This is a genomic window from Flavobacterium sp., assembly GCF_039930565.1.
In the GTDB taxonomy this organism is placed as follows: Bacteria; Bacteroidota; Bacteroidia; order Flavobacteriales; family Flavobacteriaceae; genus Flavobacterium.
The window spans coordinates 36,352-58,551 of sequence record NZ_JBDTTP010000010.1; the positions used below are offsets into that span (position 1 = coordinate 36,352).

Here is a 22,200-nt window from a genome sequence, read left to right on the forward strand (position 1 = left end):
TTTTTTAAACATGAAAAATACTTCAATAAAAAAAGACATTGCCATTATAGGAATGTCCGGAAAATTTCCAAAATCAGAAAATATTGAGCATTTCTGGAAAAATCTGCAGGAAGGCCGTGAGATGATACACTTCTATTCTGATGAGGAACTTAAAGAATTGGGGGTTAATATCAAAGAAAAAGACACAAACTTTGTGGCTGCCTCATCGAGAATTGATAATGCAGAATGTTTTGATTATCAGTTTTTTGGCTACACTAAAAATGAAGCTGAAATTATGGATCCGCAAACCAGATTGCTTCACGAACACATATGGCTTGCTCTTGAGGATGCCGGAACCAAGACCACAGATTATGGAGGGAAAATAGGTTTGTATACGGCTGTAAACGATAATTTTAACTGGAGATTACATGCTAAAATATCGAACAATAATAAAGTTAATCCTTTTTACGCCAATCAGTTAGCAAACAGGAGTTTTGCCAATACCTTAATTTCTTACAAGCTTAATTTAAAGGGACCAAGTCTTATTGTAGATACTGCATGCTCCAGTTCTCTCGCTGCAGTACACTTGGCTTGTAGAAATTTGTTATTAAAAGAATGTTCCATAGCTGTTACCGGTGGTGTGAAAATACTAACCAGAAAAGAAACGGGTTACAATTATGAAGAAGGAATGATCTATTCTAAAGATGGTCATTGCAGGGCATTTGATGATTCGTCATCCGGAATTGTAAATGGAGAAGGTGTTGGAATTGTAGTGCTAAAAAGACTGGAAGATGCCTTAAAAGACCGCGATAATATTTACGCTGTAATTCGTGCAACAGCCCTTAACAATGATGGAAACCGAAAAGTAGGTTACACCGCACCCAGTGTTCAGGGACAGTACGAATGTATCAATTTTGCCCATCGAATGGCTGACGTAACTCCGGAATCTATAGGATATATTGAGACACACGGAACTGCAACAAAATTGGGGGATCCCATCGAAATAGAAGCCTTAAACAAAGCTTTTAATTATAATACCAATCACTCATGTGCCATTGGATCTGTGAAAACCAATATTGGACATTTGGATTCAGCTGCAGGAATTGCCGGTTTAATTAAGGCCACAATGTCAATTCATCGAAAAAGTATACCGGAATCATTGCATTTTGAGACACCAAACCAACAAATAAATTTTAAAAAAGGACCGTTTTTCGTCAATACAAAACTGAAGAACTGGAAAAATGAAAGTCCATTGCGTGCAGGGGTTAGTGCTTTTGGTATTGGAGGAAATAATGTACATGTGGTACTGGAAGAAGCCCCGGAAAGAGCAGGGTCTGATAGCTGTAATCCTTATTATTTACTCCGTTATTCTGCTAAATCGCAATGGTCATTGGACAAGTTTCAGGAAAAGCTGAAGACATTTTTGGTCACAAAAGAGGATAGTAAATTATCTGATTTAGCCTATACATTGCAAACAGGAAGAGATCATTTTAAGTACAGTAGATTTCTGGTATGTGAAAGCAAAGACGAGGCAATTAAAATATTGGAGAGCGAAGACCAGGAAGAAGTATTCTCCGGAAAGTTAAAGAACGCCCATAAAATAACCTTTATGTGTTCAGGATCTGGATCTCAATATTTAAATATGGGGAAAGACCTGTACCGGGATAATCAGTTCTTTAAAGAATTTATCGACAAAGGTTTTGCCTTTTTAGAAAAAGAAACCGGAATAGATTACGCGGCTATATTATTTGCCGAAAATGATACTAAAAAGCAAACGATAGATATAAACGAAAACAGGCACACACAACCTTTGGTATTTGTTTTTGAATATGCAATCGCTAAAACGTTAATTCAATTAGGGCTTAATCCGGATTACCTGATTGGCCACAGTACAGGCGAATATGTAGCGGCTTGTTTAAGTGGAATATTCTCCTTCGAAGCGGCCTTATCACTATTGATTAAAAGGGGAGAGTTAATGTCGGCAGCTCCAAAAGGCGGGATGCTTAGTATTGGACTTTCAAAAGAAAAACTAACGGCTTATTTAAACAGTCAGGTAAGTATTGCAGTAATAAACTCGCCGGAATCCTGCGTAGTGTCCGGAACCACAGAAGGTATCGACCAACTTAAAGATCTTTTGGAAGAGAAAGATATTGCCTGTTCCCAAATAAGAGTATCTCTTGCAGCGCACTCCTTTTTGATGGATTCCGTTTTAGAAGAATTTAAAGAAGTATTCAGCAGTATAACCTTATCAGAACCAAAAATACCAATATTGTCCAATTATACAGGAGAAATACTTACGAATGAAGAGGCTACTTCGGTATCCTATTGGGTCAATCACTTGCGAAATACAGTTCAGTTTTCTAATGGACTGCAACAATTGCTGGCGATTAAGAATATGGTATTTTTAGAAATTGGACCGGGAAATGTACTAACCAGCGTCTTCAAACAACACAGTGAAGAAAACATACACGATCATATTGCCCTAAATATGGTGAGGCACCCAAGTCAGGAAATAAATGACACCAGGTTTTTTCTACAGCGATTGGGAGAACTTTGGTTTCAGGGTTTTGATATTAATTGGGAAAACTATTATGGAGACTATTTACCGAATAAAATTTCAGCTCCTGCTTACGTTTTTCACAAAACTAAATTTTTGGCACGTGTTAATCCGCTCGATAATTTAGATGTTAATTCAATTGGTACTGTTCAGTATAATGCAGGCGATACTCTTAAAGAAGACGAAGAAATCTATGAAGAAGACGGTGACAGGGAATTAATGAATACTCCCTATAAAGAACCTTCAACCGCTACCGAAAAAGAATTGGTAGAAATTTGGCAGGACTTTTTCAGTATTAATAAGATCGGAATTTTGGATGACTTTTTTGCTTTGGGAGGAAACTCTCTAAAAGGAGTTACAATGCTTAAGCTAATTCAGAAAACATTTGAAATCGATATCAAAATTAAGGACTTTTATAAAAAGTCTACCATAAAAGGACTTGCTGCCGAAATCGATTTGGCCTTAAAATTTGTTACGGTTCAGGAAGAAGAAAATACGAGTAAAACCGTAATCACGATCTAAAAAGAATAAAATCTTTTGTTTCCCTTTCAACGTAAAACTACACCACATTACTTTCTATTAATGATTTGAAGGCAATTCGCTTTTGCTTCTAAAAAACACTCTGTCATGGTTGATTTATTAAACGAAATACATCAGAATAATATAACACTCTCTCTGGATGGCGAAGATCTTAAACTTGGTTTTAAAGATGATGTGATTGATGAGGGGCTTATCAATAAAATAAGAAACAACAAAAAAGAAATTGTTGCATACCTGAGTAAATATACACTTCTGAATAAGGAGAGCAGGATTCCAAAAATAGAAGTAGGGGAAAATTACGAAGTTTCTTCCAGCCAGCTCCGTATGCTATCCTCTATATTGATCGATACCGGTACCAAAGGGTATAACTATTCTGTTCCTAATGCTGTCCGTTTGCAGCAAAAAATAAACGTTGGTAATTTTAAACAGGCAGTATACAATACTATCGATCGACATGAATCATTGCGTACCGTATTCAGAATCAATGAAGAGGGGCAAATAAGGCAATATGTTCTCGAAAAGAAATACATAGATTTTAAGATTGAATTTTTGGATTTCAGGACACTGGAAAACAAGGAAGAACAAGTAAAAAATATCACGAAAAATGATAAAGAAAAACCTTTTAATATCGAGCAAGGGCCATTATTAAGAATTAATTTGTTTCAATTAGGAGACAGTGAATTTATCTTGTATTGCAATATTCATCACGTAATAAGTGATTCCTGGTCGCTCGATGTTTTATTCAAAGATATTTTTGCTTTTTACTCTGCTCTTGAATCGGGTACGGCACATCAGCTGCCGGAGCTAAATATTCAGTACAAGGATTATGCGGCCTGGCAAAACAGGCAGCTTGCGAAAGGTCTTTTTAAGAAACAGGAAGACTATTTTAAAGCCACGTTTTCAGGAGAAATTCCCGTTCTTAATTTTACCAACAATAAAACAAGGCCAGCCGAAAGGACGATAAACGGATTTGCTCTTAAATCTTATATTTCTAAAGAAACAACAACATCATTTAAAAACCTTTGTGCAGATAATGGAGGAAGTATTTTCATGGGATTATTGGCCGTATGGAATGTACTGCTTTACAAATACACCAACAGTAAAGATATTATTATTGGTACAGCGGTAGCAGGAAGAGATCATGCCGATCTGAAAGGGCAGGTAGGGTGTTACATAAACTCATTGCCATTGCGCAATACAATAGATCCTGAGCAAACTTTTAATGCATTTTTTAATAGTGTAAAAGAAAATACCCTTGACGCTTTAGACGGTCAGTTTTATCCGTTCGACCGTCTGGTAAAAATGATAAACTATAACAGAGAAAGATCAAGATCTCCTTTATTTGATGTCATGATTTTATTGCAAAATGCACTGGATCATGGTTCTGTTATTCTGGATGAAAAACAAATAACATCCATTAGAGAAGTAGGTAAGACTTCTGCATTAACGGATCTGGATATTAATTTTATTGAAGAAGGAGATTATTTATCCTGTCACTTAGTATACAATACAGATGTTTTTGAACCGGAATATGTGAGAGATCTGCTGACACATTTTAAGCAGCTGCTCGAAGCCATCGTTTTAAGTCCGGAGACAGCAATTCAGGAACTGGAGTATTTGTCTGAAAAAGAGAAAGAACAACTCCTATTCGATTTCAACAATATTACACTGAAATATTCGCCTGAAGAGACTTTGGTATCACTGTTTGAGAAACAGGTAAAACAAACCCCGGATGCCATTGCCCTGGTTGCTGACGGTAAACAATTTACATATTCGGCGCTGGATAAAATCTCAACCAATTTTGCCCGCTATATTCAGAAACAATATCAGCTGACAAAAGGGAGCCTGATTGGAATACAACTAAATCGGGATGAATGGAGTGTTATCTCTATGCTGGGCATTATAAAATCAGGATGCGCTTATGTTCCTATCGCACCGGATATGCCAATCCACATAAAAGAGCATATTATTTCAGATACAAAGTTAAGGTTATTGATTACGACAACTTCATATTTGCCTGACTTGGATTTTTACACGGGAGACATAATGAAAGTAGATACCGGTTTTGATGCCGGTGATGATGAAGCAGCAGCGATTGAGGTAAGACCTTCAGATCTAGCTTATATTATTTTTACTTCCGGCTCAACCGGACTTCCAAAAGGGGTCATGATAGAACAGGGACAGATTGTAAATACAATACTTTCTCAAATTGATTATTTTAATTTAAACGAAAGCAGCCGAGGCTTACAGTTTGCACCTTTTTCTTTTGATGCCTCTGCGTGGGAAATATTCATGATCTTGTTATCCGGTGGAAGTCTCTATATAGTGGCTGAAGAGACACGTAAGGATGTTAGTACACTAGCCAAATACATAAAAGAAAACAAAATTACCATTGTTACATTACCACCTTCTTATCTGGCTTTAATGAACATTGATGCTCTACAGCAGGTCGAGCACCTGATTACCGCAGGAGAAGCACCAGATTATGAAATTATAAAACCGTTTTTACACTTTGGCACCTATTATAATGCCTACGGCCCTACAGAAGTTAGTATTTGCGGGACCATATTTAAAATGCCAAAAAAGAGTAAGCCGGATTATGATATTATCCCTATTGGAAAACCGATATCAAACGCTAAAATTCATATTCTGGATGCAAATAATCGATTGGTTCCTATAGGAGTAGCAGGGGAAATATGTATTGGCGGAACGGGGGTTGGAAGAGGTTATCTCAACAGAGAAGAACTGACACAAAGTAAATTCATACCAAGTCCGTTTCATGCAACTGACAGGCTTTACAAGACCGGAGATTTAGGGAAATGGACTAAGGAAGGAAACATAATTTATATAGGCCGTAATGACGAGCAGGTAAAAATAAGAGGACATCGTGTAGAGTTAGGTGCCATTGAGCATCAATTACTTTCGCATGAAAATATAGATGAAGCTGTAGTAAATGCACAAAATGACGAAAAGGGAAATAAAGAGCTTGTGGCCTACATTATCATAACAGCCCCGTTGAGTATAGAAGAACTAAGATCTTTTCTATCAAAAATTCTCCCGGATTATATGATTCCAACCAGTTTTATTTTTTTAGATAAAATACCGCTGACACTAAATGGGAAAGTGGATAAAAAAGCACTCGTAAAAACAGCCGGTGTAGAGTTGTATAGTGAAGTTGAATATGTAGCACCAGCTACAACCGAAGAAAAGATTCTTGTTCAGGTTTGCGAGCAGGTATTGGATAAAAAGAACATCGGTATAAAAGACAACTTCTTCAGCTTAGGGGGAGAATCTATAAAAGCAGTAATGTTAATTGCAAGTTTAAAGCAAAAAGGATTAGTACTCAAAGTAGATCATATTCTTAGAAATCCGGTACTGGAAGATCTTGCGAAATTAGTGACTTTAAATACGAGAAGTATTGACCAGTCAGAAGTTACGGGCGAAATTTTACTGACACCAATTCAACACTATTTCTTTGCCAATCCTGCCATTACAGAAAAACAGCATTACAATCAATCTGTTCTTCTAAGAGCAAAAAAAGGGATTAATTCGGTAACGCTAATAAAGGCACTGACACAGGTTGTCAATCATCATGATGCCCTGCGTATTCATTTTGAAAATAAAAATGAAGTCTGGAAACAGCAAAATCTATCCAGTGCTGCCTTTAATTTTGATATTGGACTATATGATTTAAGGGACGAGCAGGATGCACTTACTGCTATGAAAATAATAGGAGAAGAGGTTCAGTCCGGATTTAATTTAAAAAAGGAGAGACTTATAAGAGCTGTTGTTTTTAAATTAAAAGAGGGTGACAGACTAGCTTTATTTGTTCATCATCTAATTATTGACGGAGTATCATGGCGCATATTGTTACAGGACTTATCTGAAGCCTACACTCAACATGAGAAAAGAGAACCGTATCAGTTACCATTAAAAACAGATTCTTATCAATATTGGGCTAAGGGGCTGCATCAATATGCTACGGGCCCGGAATTAGCAAAGGAAAAGTTATTCTGGGAAGAGCTTTGTTCGACAGAAATCCCGCCAATGCCTACCGATTTTGAGTATACGGCTGCCGTGCATTATCACGATCAGAAAGCGAGTTTTATATTGGATAAAGCCAATACCAATAAATTACAGACTCAGATTTCGAAACAGTACAATATTGAAATTAATGAAGCCTTGATCAACGGTTTAGGTCTCGCATTGGAGGAAGTTTTTGAAGTAAAAAGAACCGTTCTTAAAATGGAAGGCCACGGCAGAGAGGAAATTTTACCAGCAATGGACATTAGCAGAACTATTGGCTGGTTTACCTCTGTTTTTCCTTTTGTTTTAGAAGTATCATCATCAGATCCTTTAGAAAATATTCTTGAAATTAAAAAAGACCTGAACGCTATACCTCAAAAAGGAATAGGATATGGAATACTTAATTTTTTGGATGAAAAATCAAATCTGAAAAAAGAGACGTGTATTGAGTTTAATTATCTGGGAGATTTTGGAAACAAAATAGGAACGAATGAAACTTCCCTTTTTGATTTCTCAACCGAATCAATAGGAGCTTCTTTTAGCGAGAAAAATGGCAGTGATGCAAAACTAAGCATAAACGGAATCATTTCATCCGGACAATTAATAATCACTGTTGGATATTCTTCTAAGGTTTATAAAGAAGCAACAATTAGGCGTTTTGTAAAAACGTATCAAACAAAACTGGAGCAAACGATAGATGATCTGATACAATCAGAAAAAAAACCGAAGAAAAATCCAATATCTGAGTTTCAAAATAAAGCATCAGAACAATTACTGGTTCAAAAGGAATGGCTGGATATATCAGAGAATCAGAAAAGGATTTTGCAATTCCCACAGTCACATGGAAGGTTTGGCCCCATTGTTATTTCAGATTTTGCGAAAGATAAGTTTGAAGGTACATTCAGAGAATTTTTAGGGCTTTTTCCTTTTTTAAATGTCAAATTCAAAAAAGATACCGACGCTTTAATTTTTCAAAAATATGTATCCGCTGCGGACGTTAATTTGGAGGTACGCATGGTTGAGGATTACCATGAAACTAATCGAGATAAGACGGAAGCAGAACTGGATGCTTTTTTTATAAAGCCATATGACTTGTTTGATACCAGCAGCCTTATAAGATTGTTCTTAATAGCTGATACCACTAATAAAGCCTATCTCTTTGTAAGCATTCATCACGCCGTTACGGATATGTACACGAACTCGATTGTACATGAAAATCTGCAAAATTTTTATGCTAATAAAACGATAGAAAATAAATACAAATCGAATTATGAATTTGTCGCATGGCAGAAACAATTTTTAAAATCAGAAATGGCCAGGGAGCAACGCGAATACTGGACAGATTATTTGGATGGTTTTAGCATTACAAAACAAAATGAGGTTCAGAACGGCTTTATAGAATGTGTGACTCAAAAGGTGATCATTAAAGAAGAGGATTTCCAGAAGTTAAAACAAAAAGCAGATAAGGCAGGTCTTCCATTGACAGCAATATTTATTGCGGCACATCAAAAATTGTTAAGTAAAGTAAAGAAAAGCGATAAACATTTACAGCTAACAATCGTCAACGGAAGAGAAGAGGTTTCGCAAGAAATTGAAGTGGATCAGATTCTGGGAGTCCTTAATAATTTTTTGCCCCTGGGAGTTTTAGATCCTTCTGTTTATCCATCCAACAAAGATTTTATCCTTGCGGTATATACGGATTATATCCAATCGCGTCTTTATCAGACCATTCCTTACGAAATCATAAGACAGGATTATAAAGAAATGACAGCAATTGATATAGAAGCGGCGATAGCAGGGACATTTAATTATCAGGTATTTGCGAACAAAAGAGCAGAGAATACGACTTCGGGAGCGGTAATCACTACTTCTTACAGTAAGAATAATTTCAATACCGGTTTAGACCTTAAGTGTTTGCTTTATGAAAACGGAATACTGTTAGACTTAACCTATCCCATTAGCTACAGAGAAACTTCAGAACAACTGTTTGATCTCGATTTTTTTCTTAGTTCCTGTTTGCATCCGCTCTTAGAAGAATCGTTAGTAACCATCCAAAATTTTAATCATAATTAATTCAAAAAATAACAATATCATGGAAATTAGAAATGAAGATCTTGTCTATATCAAGCGTAATTTAGCAATCGAGCCTTTAGTAGACAATTGGTATGCCTGGCCTCACCTGGTATCACCGGCAACTGCTGCAATGAACATTAAAGACAGGCATTTGAAAATTATGACATCGTATGTTCAGAATCCAATGATTCATGCCGCAGCCGTAAAAACACCTAAAATGCTGGGCGGTCCTTTTATCGATTATGACGGAAAAAGGGTAGATGAAATTAAAGGTCTTATCGATAACACAAATGAGCAATGTGCTCCTCTTTTAGAATTGCGAAAAGATATATTTGCTCTGAATGATATCCTTAAAAATGAAGCTAAAGGATATGCACTGACATCATTGTACGATAAGGTGCCGGAGAACTTGCAGGGACTTGTTGAATTGGTGTACGACATCAATAACAATCCTTCTTTTCGTTTTTTTGAATCTTTATTATATGAAACAGAGTTTTATAATGAGTCACTTCAAAGTTTCAACCTGTTTTTAGTACATGATGATGATTCAAGATCTTTTGTACTGAGCACACCAAAACTTCCGGGAGAAGGCATCTTGCGAGTAAACTTACCTTTTAAAAGTGAAAAAATTGACCAGCTGTTTGAAATGGAAGACCATCCTAAAACATTTGGCGAAATCGCAAGAATATTTGATGTAGAACCGGAAGACATTCCTTTATTTAAATCGTTTTTCACCACAGAAAAATCTAAAAAATACGAAAGATATGCAGGAGATGGCGTACTAACAAGATATTTTGGGCACGCCTGTATTCTTACCGAGACTAAAAGCACAACCATATTGGCAGACCCTTTAGTGAGTTACGGTTACGAGTCTGATATATCAAGATATTCCTATGATGATTTACCGGAATCGATAGACTATGTTTTAGTAACACACAATCATCAGGATCATATTCTTTTTGAGACTTTGTTGAGGTTAAGACGTAAGATTAAAAATATCATCGTTCCAAAAAGCAATGGCGGTTTCCTACAAGATCCAAATCTGAAATTAATGTTTGAAAGAATAGGATTTAAAAACATTATAGAACTGGGAGAAATGGAAACCATTCATTTTGACGATTGTTCGATTACTGGATTACCATTTGTGGGCGAACATTGCGATTTAGATGTTCGGAGCAAATTATGTCATCACGTAGCTTATCAGGACGGATTAAAGGTGCTTTTTGCAGCAGACTCTTGCAATGTAACTCCAAAATTATACGAACGTATCCATAAAGTAATGGGAGATATAGACATTATTTTTCTTGGAATGGAATGCGAGGGAGCGCCCTTAACCTGGTTGTACGGACCCTTAATGCCAGAAAACTTAGCCAGAGACAAAGACGAATCAAGACGACTTGCCGGATGTAATTTTGAACAGGCTAAAGCATTGGTCGATGTCTTTAAACCAAGTGAAGTCTTTGTATATGCTATGGGAATGGAACCTTGGCTGAAATACATAAGCTCTATAAAATATACAGATGAATCTATTCCAATCGTAGAATCAAATAAATTATTAGACTATTGTTTAGCCAATAATATATCGCCGGAAAGACTGTATGGAGAAAAAATTATCGAATATAAAAATGAACTTGCCCTTTTATAGGCAGGAATTAATTCAGGCATTTATAAAAAGATTAATGTCGAAAAACCAATAATTTAATAATTAATAAAGAGATCATGATAAAATCAATATTCATATATGCATTAATATCGTTATGTATGTCTACCATATACGCCCAGTCCCCGACGCAAATATCAGGAACGCTTTCTGCAGATAATATAAGCGAAAAATTAGCATATGCTTCAGTTGTTGTAAAAAACGATGCTCTAGTTGTAGAAACTGTAATTACCGATGATAAAGGTGACTTTAAAATTGAGGGAATTAAAGTGGGGAATTATACTATTGAATTTCAATTTTTAGGTTTTGAGAAGAAAAGTATTCCATTAAAAATAGACGGTTCAAAATCCAATATTAATCTTGGAACTGTTCAGTTAAAATCTGATACAACCTCTCTTAACGAAGTTGTTATTACTACAGCAGAAACATCGCAGGTATCCTTAAAACTGGATAAAAAAGTTTTTGATGTAGGGAAAGATTTAATCTCAAGAGGAGGATCTGCAACACAAGTACTGGATAACGTTCCTTCCGTCAGGGTAGAACCTACGGGCGCGGTAAGTTTAAGAGGTAACAGCAATGTGCTCATTCTTATTAATGGAAGAAAATCAGGACTAACGTCGATTCAGGGATTACAACAGATTCCTGCAGAAACAATAAAATCGGTAGAAGTAATTACAAACCCTTCATCTCGTTATGATGCCGCAGGATCTGCCGGAATTATAAATATCGTGCTAAAAAAGAACACCAAAGAAGACCTAAGCGGTAGTTTAACTCTGTTAGGAGGAGTTCCTTTTGATAGCAGGGCATTAGGAAGCATTAATTATAAAAAAGGAAAATTTAATTTGTTTTCTAATTTCGGGGTTCGCTACACAGATTATGTTGGGCTTAATACAAGAGATCAGATCAGTACATTAAACGGAAGCGATATGTATTTAAGTCAGCGTGAAGATCAGGACAGACATGATGATGGACGATTACTGTATGTTGGATTAGACTATTTTATAAATGATAATAATTCAATTACGACTGCATTTTATAGAAATGGTACCAAAGATTTAGATACAAATACCTTAAATTATAAACTTTCAGGAGAAAATATTGACGATTCACATATTCAAACAATTGCAGAATCAAGAGAGAACAGAAGTTATAATCAATTGGAGTTCAATTATACAAAAACCTTTAAAAAACCGGAAAGAAAATTTACAGTAGATTTTCAATATGATTTCTGGAATAGTGCTAAAGATTTTATTATCCAAAGAAGAACAATTGTTCCAGACACAGATAATCTTTCTGTTATCAATACAAGATCAAACCGATCAAGTGATGATATTGTGATACAATCTGATTATGTAACTCCGTTAAGTGAAACAGCAAATTTTGAAGCCGGAGTTAAGGTTGAAAACCGGCTGGTATCAACTGGCCTTGCTGCCAATGAGGAATCAAATGGAATTGTAGAGCCAATAGATGGTTTTAATAATGGGTTAGATTATAAAGAGCAAATTTTTGGAGCCTATATTCAATACGGAAACAAGATCAAGAAATTTAGTTATCAATTAGGATTACGTACAGAATATACAAAAATTGAGATTAAAGATCAAAATACAGGAGAAATCCTGAGGGATAGCACGTATACAAGATTGTTTCCCTCTGTAAATTTAAGTTATCCCTTAACAGAAAAAACGACTGCTCAGTTAAATTACAGCCAGCGCATCAACAGACCAAATTTAGACCAGTTAAATCCTTTTCCGGAACTTCAGGATTTTAACTCACGTGTTTTTGGAAACATTAATTTATTGCCTTCCTTAACAGATGGTGTTGAATTTAGTATCTTAAATAAAAGAAAAGGATTAGTACTTAACCCTTCAGTGTACTACTCAAAAACCAGAAATAATTTTCAATATTTTACAACACAAAATACTGAAGGTGTTTTTGAAACCTTTTTAGTAAATCTGGATAGCGAAACACGCTATGGTGTTGAGATCTCGGCTCAATATGCGCCTGTAAAATGGCTGGGCCTAAATGCCGAAATCAATGCCTATAAATTTGAGCAGGAAGGAAATGTAGGAACAGTCGATATGGATTATTCTAATGAGACCTGGACCGCGACATTATCAAGCCAGATTAAGTTTCTTAAAGAGTTTACGTTTCAAAGTAAATTCGAATACCAGGCTCCGCAAAATAATGCACAGACAAGAACTCAATCCTATTATTATCTGAATATGGCAGTTGGCAAATCAGTATTTAAGAATAACGGAGCCATCACATTTGCAGTAAGTAATGTTTTTAATACCAGAAAACAACGAGAAACAACTTTTGGTAATAATTTTATCGTAAACCAAATGACCAACTTCAATGCGGCGCGATGGAATCTTAACTTTAATTACAGATTTAATAAAGCAAAAAACAGAAAGGAACATCAAAGTAACAGACAATAACCTAATTGCTAAAACTCAAATCAGGATATTATGATATTTTTCATGCTTCATACTAAAAAATAAGCCTATGCATTCAAATCAAAAAACACAAATATTTTTATTGCATTTTGCAGGAGGAAGTTGTTACTCTTTTGATTTTCTAAAAAATGACATTCAAAATAACTTTGAATGTCACGCCTTAGAACTTCCGGGGAGAGGCAAAAGAAATCAGGAAGCACACCTTTTAAAAAAAGCAGATGCAATACTGGATTATGTCAATCAGATTAAAAAACTGAGAAATACGAATCAGCCCTATATGATTTACGGTCATAGCATGGGTGCAACCTTAGGACTTTCAGTTGTGCAAAAAATGGAAGAACATCTTGATCCGCCTCTCATATTAATTGTTTCCGGTAATCCGGGACCAGGTGTTTCTCATAACGATAAGGAAAGACATGCCTTAAGCGATTCTGATTTTAAAATAGAACTCAGATCCTTAGGTGGCGTGCCCGAAGAAATACTGGAAGATGCGGACTTATACAATTATTTCAGTCCGATAATGAGAGCCGATTTTGAAATTTTAGAAAAATACAAACATTCAGAAATAGGTCTTATCGTAAACACACCAATCTTTGCCATAATGGGAGATAAGGAAGAAACAGTTACCGATATTGCCAACTGGAGAAAGTACACCAACAGAAAATTTGATTACACAATTCTTCCCGGAAATCATTTTTTTATTCATCGCCAGGTAAAGCCACTCGCAAAAATTATTAATGAGTGCGCCGATTATTCACTAGTCGACATACAAAGCGCATAAGCCTGCCTGAAATTCAATCGAATAATAATTAAGCTGCGCAGCGCGGCAGAGGATTATTCTAATTTTAAACCAATAGACATGGAAAATAATACATCAGAAATTAGCAATTCAAAACTTATACCTGTACGGCCCTTAATAGGATATTCTCTACTGGCTATAATTTCAGGATTATCAGGTTTTGCCTTTATAACAATTATTAATAAAATTATAGGTAATTCTATTACGGGTGTCGAAACAGTATCAACGCAAACTTACCTTTATTTATTTGCAGGGACGATTTTTATATTTTTCATCTCACGCAGGTGGTTGGCAGAAGGCATTATCAGATTGTCTCAAAAAATATATTGGGACATTAGAAAAGATGTCATAAAACTCATTCTTAAAGCACCTTACAGAAAACTTCAGGAATACAAGGAAGAGGTTTATGCCACATTAACCACAGATGTCAACAATATATCGAATGCTTCATTAATGATCATTACTTTTTTTTCATCAATTATTCTAATAGCGGCATGTCTGGTTTATATGGCTTTTCTATCTTTACAATTGCTGGCAGTCAGCGCTGTGGTTATCGCTGTTGGTGTATTAATTTATATCCTGAGATCCAAGTCCAGTAATAAACAACTTAAAGAAGTAAGGGATTTAGAAAAAACATTTGTTGGTATTTTTAACAGCATATTAAATGGCGCAAAAGAAATTAATATCAATGCAGATAAAGGAACCCAGATTTATGATCAAAAGCTTCTAAAAGTGGCTGCAACCGGGGAAATAAAATATGTAAATGCACTTTTAAAATATCTGAACAGTGAAATAATAGGGCAATTACTCTTCTACGGATTAATTTCTTTTATACTGTTGTTTTCGGAATCTGTGTTTCAAACCCCCATTGCCATTAAAGTGAGTTTTACCTTTGTATTACTGTATTTAATGGGACCAATTGCAAGTGTGATGACTATTATTCCTGTGATGAACAGGGCAGTAGTATCGCTTAAAAAAATGAAAAGACTCAGAAAGGACCTCACCAGGCTTGAAAAGCTGCCACAAATTGAGAACAAAGGACAATACAGGAATTTTTCGAATTTAAAAGTCCGCGACTATTCCTTTTCTTTTGGAGAAGATCAATTTTCTGTAGGCCCCATTAATTTTGATATTAAAAGAAATGAAGTTGTTTTTATTTATGGAGGAAACGGAGAAGGAAAAACAACCTTTATCAACACGGTTTTAAACCTCTACAATCTTGACAAAGGAGAAGCTTTTATAGACGGTGAATTAGTTCCTTTAGCAGAATTAGAAAAAATAAAAAACCTTTTTGCGCCTGTTTTTAGTGACTTTTATCTGTTTGATGATTTTTATGGAATTTCAAATATTGATTACGATAAAATAAACACCTACTTGAAATTGTTTGAGTTGGAAGGAAAAGTTCAAATAAAAGATGGTTACTTTTCAACTATTCATCTCTCAACCGGGCAACGGAAAAGGATTGCATTAATCAATACCTTACTGGAAGACAGGCCCATAATTGTATTGGATGAATGGGCTGCAGATCAGGATCCGCATTTTAGACATAAGTTCTACACAGAAATTATCCCCATACTGGTTGAAGATTATGATAAAACGATCATAGCCATAACGCATGACGACCGATATTATCATGTTGCAGACACGCTTCTTAAAATGGAATATGGCAAATTAGAAAAAACAAACATTTCAGAACTGGCCGCCATTTTTTAGCATTACTCAAAAATAACTAACAGTTTCTTTATTGGCAATTCGATAGTCCTTTTACGGCAAAGTACAAGGAGAAGGATGCGTCGTACTTTTTAAGATCATAGTTATGAAATAAAAACCAATCCATTAGTAAAGATATAATCTCAAAAAATGAAATAATGAAAAAAAATAAAACAATTAAAAGAATTAAAATAGTACTGGTTGGACTATTATTCTTAGCATGGATATTTGTAACGACATTTAATTTGGGCCCATTTGGTTCGCTGGGCGAATTAACATCTTATAAAACCGGTTTATTATCGGTACCGTTACAAAGTAACGGGACACGAGAACTGCATACGAATCGAAAATTAGATATATATGTTGATGATTCTGGAATTCCTCATATTTATGCTGCATCAAAAAATGCAGTAGCATACGGATTAGGCTATATGCATGCAAAAGACCGTTATTTTCAAATGGAAATGATTTCAAGAATTGTGCAAGGAAGAGTATCTGAACTTTTGTGGGCAGGAACACTAAAGTCTGATAAGTTTTGGAAACAATACGAATTTGAGCAAAAGTCGGTAGCGCTTCTGAAAACGTATAAAAAAGAAAACCCGGAGTTCTATGCCTATCTTCAGGCTTATTCTGACGGTGTAAATGCTTATTTGCAAAATAATGAAAATTCAGACCCTATCTATAAAGCATTAGGAACGGCACCAAGAAAATGGAAAACAGAATATTCTTTGCTTTCTACATGGTATATGAGCTATACACTTACTTATTTTGACCATCATATCGATCAGCAGGAAATTTATCAGGAATTGCCGGAGCAAATTAGAAACTACTTTTATCCGCTAAGACCAGATGGAATCAATGCCATTCTGCCGGCTAATTTAGTACCCTCAAGCTTAAGGACACCCAATTTAGAAGTACGCTCTTCAAATATTACTGCTGTTAAAAGTGAGAAAAAAGAACAATCTATATTTGATTTAGGCGGTGCATTAATGAGAAATCATAAATTTTATCAGGGTATTGGTAGTAACAACTGGGTGGTTAATAATACAAAAACAAAAAGCAAGCAGAATATCTTGGCCAATGATCCTCATTTGTTCTTAACGCTTCCCGAAGCATTTTATGAAGCGCACCTCGCAACAGATAATTTTAAAGTTTACGGATTTACAATTCCTGGTGTCCCGGTAATTGTAAGCGGTCATAATGATAAAATTTCATGGGGAATTACCAACGGAGAATGGGATCTGGTTGACCGATACAAGCTTCAGGTAAAAAATGACAGCTTATACCTTTATGAAGGAAAATGGATTCCTTTTACAATCAAAAATTACACTATAAGAATAAAAGGAAAACCTGATTATATCGAAAAATCCAAAAGTACCGTTCACGGTAAAGTGATTAAGGAAGAGGATGGTCAGTACTATGCGCAACACTGGTATGCTGCAGAAAAAAGCAATTCTACAAAAGCCATGTACGAAGTGATGAAAAGCCAAAACTGGGACGGATTTTCGACAGCCTTAAAGGAGTATAGTTATCCGCCGCAAAACTTTGCCTATAGCGATGTAAACAATAATATAGGAATTGTATGCGCAGGTCAATTACCAGAAAGAAGTTCCGGATATGTAGGTCAGTTGCTTGATGGTACCAAAAAATACACACCGGCAAAACCCCTAAATTCTTTTTGGTCGGCTTACAATCCCGATAAAGGTTTTTTGTTCTCCGCCAACCAACAGCCTATTCAGAATAATGTTTATTTTGGAGCGCACGGTGCTAAAGACAATTACAGAGCAAAACGTATTTATTCTTTATTAGAAAAAAATAAAAACTGGACTGTAAAAGACATTCAGAAAATGCAAAGTGATATTGTCGATATTTCGCTTGAAGATTTTAAAACCTTAATGAACAATTATAAATTAAAAAGCAAGTACAGCGATATTGTCAAAGAGCTAAAAAACTGGGATGGTACTATGAGTGGTCAGGAAAATCAGGCCCTGATTTATGAAACATTAAGAAATGCATCGATAGCCGAAGCAAAGGAATTTGCAAAAAACAAACTGCAGGTCAAGCAAGAACCTTCTTTGGAGTATTTTATAAAATACCTGAACGATAAAAAATACACCATTCCTGCAGACAACAAGCAAAAAATAGTAGACGGAATTTTCGAAAAAACACTGGACACTTTAACCAAACAATATGGTAATGGATGGAAAAGTGTTACCTACAAGACTATTTCGAACTTTGATATCAATAACATATTGTTTATTCCCGGACTTGGAGAAAAAGTGGAGAATGCGGGTGGAAACATCAATACAATCAACATCAATACCAAAACATTTCACCCTGTTTTTCGTGCTGTGTATGAAGTGAAAGGCGGAAAAATACAGGCACATACTATTTTGGCCGGAGGTCAGAGCGGACTTATAAACTCAATACATTACAAAGATCAAATTGAACCGTGGAGTAAAGGACAATACAAAGAAGCGCAATTTGAAAACAATCCTGGTAAACTAGAAAAAATTAAAAACGTAATAAAATTTAACTAATGAAAAAGATACTGAATTACCTACCCTTTATAGTTGTATTGCTAGCACAATTTTTAATAAATAACTATACCATTATATTGATATTTACAATTTTAATAGGCTTTATGGCTGGTTTTAAAATTGAACGTAAAAGAGTTTTTTTGAAACATTTTATTATTGGACTTATCGTATTTACTGCTGTATTTCTACTCTATGAATCTCGTGTAGTATATGTAAAAAGTCTCTTTGTTAATCTCGGATTATCAAGTGTATTCATCTACGTGTTGTTTCCATTATTTAGTGCTTTGAATACAGCCATCCTCTTCGCTTTTGGTTTTAAATTTGGAGTGCTGGTTGCAGATCGAAAACTTGTAAAAAACAATCAGGCACTGACTTCTTAAGAATTATAGCTCAAAACAGACTGTAAAACGGTGACGATGCCCTGATAATTACACCGACAAGCAGTTCTGTTATTTATCCTTTGAATATAGACAAATCGTTTTTATTTATAAAAAACGCTACTGGCGCAATAGGCTTTAATGTGGCAGTTTATCTAACTGAAGCAAACCAATGGCTTAAAAACGTATTGATAACTTAAAAAACCAGAAAGATGAAAGATCGTAAGCCAAAATGTAATTGTGCTAATAAAGGAGTAGTATGTCCGCTTAAATTAAGTATAATGAAACAAGGAGAATCCGTATCAGATGCTGCTGTAAAAAATAAGACAATTTGTCCATTAAAGGCCGCTTTATTTAGCAATCCATCTTAGATAATAAAATCTCACTGAAGTTGTAATTCAAATGAGTAGATGTTCTAACGAGTTTCATTGGTTTTAAAACTTCGTTTATTTACATCAGATCTTTTATATTCTGTTAGAATATAATACAGTTAAAAGTTTTGTCATGGGTTAATCACCATTGATGAAATTATAAAATACTGAAAACATATATTCAATGGTACTTATTGTATTGTTGAAATCTAAATTATAAATATCGATAGTCTAAATATAGAATGAAACTTCATTGTATATTTTTTAGAACACATCAATACGATCATGCAAAATTCGAGACATTACTTAGCTTTTAGTGATTTTAAATCGATACCTAAAATTGATTTAAAAGACGATGAATATTACTTATTTCAATATTCTAATGATTGCAATACCGATCTAGATATTTTAAAATATTATCTGGAATTCTTACCTCAAAAATTTAAACAGGAAGTTCTTAAGTATAGAAAACTAGATGACAGATACAACTGCCTTTTCGGAAAACTACTTGTCTACATGGGATCTTATATATTGGGATCTAATTCCTTTCAGTTTGAGAAAATCATAAAGGACAAATATGGAAAACCATTTATGCTAGACAGCAACTTTAACTTTAATATTTCTCATAGCGGCAATACTGTGGTATGTGTTTTTAGCAAACAACAAATAGGAATCGATATAGAAGAGATCAATGATATCGATTATTCCTTATTCGAAAATGTTTTTTCGTCCAGAGAATTTGAAGAAATAAATAGCCTGGGACTAGATAAATTTTATGAATTCTGGACTAAAAAGGAATCCGTTATCAAAGCTATTGGAAAAGGAATGACTATTCCTCTGACCGAAATAGACGTAGTTAAAAGTTATACAACTTATGATGGTGATACCTGGTATACAAAAAGTTTTAAAATTGATAACAAATACTGCTCGATTACTGCAAAGAATGATCTGATAAGAGTTCAGGAAACCCATGTACTATTTTAAGAACTCAAATAATGGAGTTATGAAGTATTCAATAGGCTCTGACTGGATATACTGGACAAAGTGAGCACCTAATTCTGGATGAAATTGAGCAGCATAAATGAACTCAAAAAGGTGTATAAAAAGTAGTTTAAAAATATAAAATTATTTTACTCTATGGGTTGTTTTTCTATTTTCTTTTTTCTAATTGATTCTTCTTTTAATTCTATCCGAAGAGCATTTTGAACGATTCTATCTAAAATTGCATCTGCAATTGTTTGTTCTGCAATAACTTCATGCCAAGATTCAACTGTGGGTTCTGTCGCATCTGGGAATAACTTTTATCTTAGAACTTTAAACCGATCAAAAATGAGTGCTAGAGGTCATTTTTATCCAAAATACATAATTCTTCAGGTGGTATATTTCAAATTAAGATTTACACTTAGTTACCGCGATGTTGAAGAAATAATGAAGATTAGAGGAGTGCTTGTGGATCATGCCACGATTCAGCGTTGGGTTTATAAGTTTACACCTTTGGTTAAGTCAGAGATGAAGAAGAGAAAAGGCATAGTAGGGGCGAGTTGGAGATTGGATGATACCAATATCAAAGTAAAAGGTTTTTGGTGTTATTTATATCGAGCGGTAGATAAATTAGGCAATACAGTACACTTTCTTTTGACCAGAAAAAGACAGAGAATGAGTGTGCAGTCATTTCTAATTAAAGCATTTAATAATAACTACAGGACAAGAGTAATAAATATTGATAAAAGTAGTTCTAATACTTCCGCTATCAAAGTCTATAACAAGCGCTCGTTCTAGAAGATTAAAATCCGACAGTGTAAACATCTCAACAATATTGTAGAACAAGACCATCTATTTATAAAATGGAGGATACAAAACGGGTTAGGCTTTAAAAAATTTGAATCAGCCAAAGGAACCTTGAGTGGAATTGAAGTTTTGTATATGCTAAGAAAGAATTATTGGATCCGGAACAGCTATGTTTAAATCATTTTGTAAATTAGCTGCATAATTTTAAATCTTCGATTTCTTTCTGTTTTTATATGGTAAATGCGACAGAACCTTTCTAACCGTCCTTAAGTAAAATTCAAAATATTTTACAAATTCAAGATTCAAATCTGAGAACTCAACATTAGACGTATTAAACTTGCAGTTGAGAAATGCTTGTAAATGATGTAATGTGATAGTGAATTTGTCAAGGATGCCTTTTGCATATCCTTTTGCAAGCAATGCTTGCATTTCCTCATTATGCTTTTTAAATTCATCCACCACTTTAACCTTTTGTGCAATTTTTCCTAAAACATAATTCATGACCTTTTCGGCAGTTATCGGTTTGCCGCTGTACATGATTTCGGTTTTGTATTCATTAACTTTTAATACTAATGAAGAAAAATATTTAAAGATCGGGCATCTTCTTTTGTACGTATTGCCCGTTCATTTTTTTGATCCCATCGAGTCATGTCCCACTTGCGTTTAGTAGAAGTTTCTTTCGGAATACCAACAGTTATCCTAAGATAAACGGTTCTAATTTTACTGTCATTGCGGGGAATTTTCAAAAAGAAAACCAACCAAAGCTGCTCTCTAACATAATTCAATGATTAAATTAATAAATATAGAATTATAGCGTGATTAAAACAAGTCGTTAACCTCCTTAATCCTTTGTTTATGGGAGTTCAGGTGCAATTCTGTGGCTCATTTTGTCGAGACCCAAATGTGCTACGAATGTGCCACAAAACTTTTGAGCAATATTATAAAAATTGAAAAGTGCAGTAAAAGAAAAAAACCTGCGAATCCTAAGATTTGCAGGTTTTACCACGTTTTTTATGGGTTTTTGAAAAGATTGAAAAAGTGATCTTTTTACCTCTTTTACCCTTTTTGTGGGGAGAGCAGGATTCGAACCTGCGAAGTTTACACAGCAGATTTACAGTCTGCCCTCGTTGGCCGCTTGAGTATCTCCCCAAAGCTTGCATTCTTGCGCCTTGTTGTTCTAAGCGGTTGCAAATATATAAACGTTTTTGTTGTTTGCAAACTAAAATCAAACTAAATTTAAAGTTATTTTTTAACTAATTGGTATTGAATAAAATAATTAAATTTTACTCTTATATTTTTTTTCATCTAATAAAAACCTTATTGA

12 protein-coding genes, 1 tRNA gene and 1 pseudogene are annotated in these 22,200 nt (G+C 34.8%); 11 read left to right on the forward strand and 3 right to left on the reverse strand.

Translation table 11 applies throughout. From position 1 onward, the window contains the following. Positions 1-10: 10 nt before the first annotated feature. The 10 genes from ABI657_RS04525 (at position 11) to ABI657_RS04570 (ending at position 20,072) form a co-directional block, all read left to right on the forward strand. Complete coding sequence (locus tag ABI657_RS04525) at positions 11-3,058, forward strand: beta-ketoacyl synthase N-terminal-like domain-containing protein (protein ID WP_348096055.1); 3,048 nt, start codon at positions 11-13, stop codon at positions 3,056-3,058. Positions 3,059-3,163: 105 nt separating this feature from the next. Continuing rightward, a complete protein-coding gene (locus ABI657_RS04530) occupies positions 3,164-9,175 on the forward strand; it encodes an amino acid adenylation domain-containing protein (protein WP_348096056.1) in 6,012 nt (2,003 codons plus the stop codon). 19 nt (positions 9,176-9,194) lie between these two features. Further along, a complete protein-coding gene (locus ABI657_RS04535) occupies positions 9,195-10,820 on the forward strand; it encodes an MBL fold metallo-hydrolase (protein ID WP_348096057.1) in 1,626 nt (541 codons plus the stop codon). A 116-nt stretch (positions 10,821-10,936) separates the two neighbouring features. Next, a complete protein-coding gene (locus tag ABI657_RS04540; RefSeq protein ID WP_348096058.1) occupies positions 10,937-13,273 on the forward strand; it encodes a TonB-dependent receptor in 2,337 nt (778 codons plus the stop codon). Positions 13,274-13,340: 67 nt separating this feature from the next. Then, a complete protein-coding gene (locus tag ABI657_RS04545; protein WP_348096059.1) occupies positions 13,341-14,072 on the forward strand; it encodes a thioesterase domain-containing protein in 732 nt (243 codons plus the stop codon). Between the two features lie 78 nt (positions 14,073-14,150). After that, the gene (locus tag ABI657_RS04550) at positions 14,151-15,803 is read left to right on the forward strand and encodes a cyclic peptide export ABC transporter (RefSeq protein ID WP_348096060.1); all 1,653 of its coding nucleotides are present in this window, start codon (positions 14,151-14,153) and stop codon (positions 15,801-15,803) included. 155 nt (positions 15,804-15,958) lie between these two features. Beyond that, positions 15,959-18,340 (forward strand): penicillin acylase family protein, encoded by a 2,382-nt coding sequence (locus tag ABI657_RS04555; protein WP_348096061.1) that lies wholly within the window; start codon positions 15,959-15,961, stop codon positions 18,338-18,340. Then, positions 18,340-18,720, forward strand: coding sequence for a hypothetical protein (locus ABI657_RS04560; RefSeq protein WP_348096062.1), 381 nt, complete (start codon positions 18,340-18,342; stop codon positions 18,718-18,720). The genes ABI657_RS04555 and ABI657_RS04560 overlap by 1 nt, the downstream gene beginning before the upstream one ends. Positions 18,721-18,929: 209 nt before the next feature. Further along, positions 18,930-19,088: a hypothetical protein gene (locus ABI657_RS04565; protein WP_348096063.1), complete on the forward strand. Its 159-nt coding sequence runs from the start codon at positions 18,930-18,932 to the stop codon at positions 19,086-19,088. Positions 19,089-19,373: 285 nt separating this feature from the next. Then, positions 19,374-20,072, forward strand: coding sequence for a 4'-phosphopantetheinyl transferase superfamily protein (locus ABI657_RS04570; protein WP_348096064.1), 699 nt, complete (start codon positions 19,374-19,376; stop codon positions 20,070-20,072). Between the two features lie 146 nt (positions 20,073-20,218). Here the strand turns inward: ABI657_RS04570 and ABI657_RS04575 are convergent, their stop codons facing one another. Next, positions 20,219-20,338 (reverse strand): hypothetical protein, encoded by a 120-nt coding sequence (locus tag ABI657_RS04575; RefSeq protein ID WP_348096094.1) that lies wholly within the window; start codon positions 20,336-20,338, stop codon positions 20,219-20,221. 79 nt (positions 20,339-20,417) lie between these two features. On the opposite strand from ABI657_RS04575, the pseudogene ABI657_RS04580 reads away from it, so the two are divergent. Continuing rightward, positions 20,418-21,053, forward strand: a pseudogene (locus ABI657_RS04580) (IS6 family transposase). Positions 21,054-21,080: 27 nt separating this feature from the next. Here the strand turns inward: ABI657_RS04580 and ABI657_RS04585 are convergent. Together ABI657_RS04585 and ABI657_RS04590 are read right to left on the reverse strand one after the other, a co-directional pair. After that, positions 21,081-21,413: a phage integrase SAM-like domain-containing protein gene (locus ABI657_RS04585; RefSeq protein WP_348096065.1), complete on the reverse strand. Its 333-nt coding sequence runs from the start codon at positions 21,411-21,413 to the stop codon at positions 21,081-21,083. A gap of 531 nt (positions 21,414-21,944) precedes the next feature. Then, positions 21,945-22,025: transfer RNA gene (locus ABI657_RS04590), tRNA-Tyr, on the reverse strand. Between the last annotated feature and the right edge of the window lie 175 nt (positions 22,026-22,200).

What these genes read in the sequence shown, in the direction of transcription:
- ABI657_RS04545 (WP_348096059.1), top strand. Translation starts at nt 13,341, where the DNA reads ATGCATTCAAATCAAAAAACACAAATATTTTTATTGCATTTTGCAGGA.
- ABI657_RS04570 (WP_348096064.1), top strand. Translation starts at nt 19,374, where the DNA reads ATGCAAAATTCGAGACATTACTTAGCTTTTAGTGATTTTAAATCGATA.
- ABI657_RS04585 (WP_348096065.1), bottom strand. Translation starts at nt 21,413, where the DNA reads ATGTACAGCGGCAAACCGATAACTGCCGAAAAGGTCATGAATTATGTT.
- ABI657_RS04555 (WP_348096061.1), top strand. Translation starts at nt 15,959, where the DNA reads ATGAAAAAAAATAAAACAATTAAAAGAATTAAAATAGTACTGGTTGGA.
- ABI657_RS04550 (WP_348096060.1), top strand. Translation starts at nt 14,151, where the DNA reads ATGGAAAATAATACATCAGAAATTAGCAATTCAAAACTTATACCTGTA.
- ABI657_RS04540 (WP_348096058.1), top strand. Translation starts at nt 10,937, where the DNA reads ATGTCTACCATATACGCCCAGTCCCCGACGCAAATATCAGGAACGCTT.
- ABI657_RS04535 (WP_348096057.1), top strand. Translation starts at nt 9,195, where the DNA reads ATGGAAATTAGAAATGAAGATCTTGTCTATATCAAGCGTAATTTAGCA.
- ABI657_RS04525 (WP_348096055.1), top strand. Translation starts at nt 11, where the DNA reads ATGAAAAATACTTCAATAAAAAAAGACATTGCCATTATAGGAATGTCC.
- ABI657_RS04565 (WP_348096063.1), top strand. Translation starts at nt 18,930, where the DNA reads ATGAAAGATCGTAAGCCAAAATGTAATTGTGCTAATAAAGGAGTAGTA.
- ABI657_RS04560 (WP_348096062.1), top strand. Translation starts at nt 18,340, where the DNA reads ATGAAAAAGATACTGAATTACCTACCCTTTATAGTTGTATTGCTAGCA.
- ABI657_RS04530 (WP_348096056.1), top strand. Translation starts at nt 3,164, where the DNA reads ATGGTTGATTTATTAAACGAAATACATCAGAATAATATAACACTCTCT.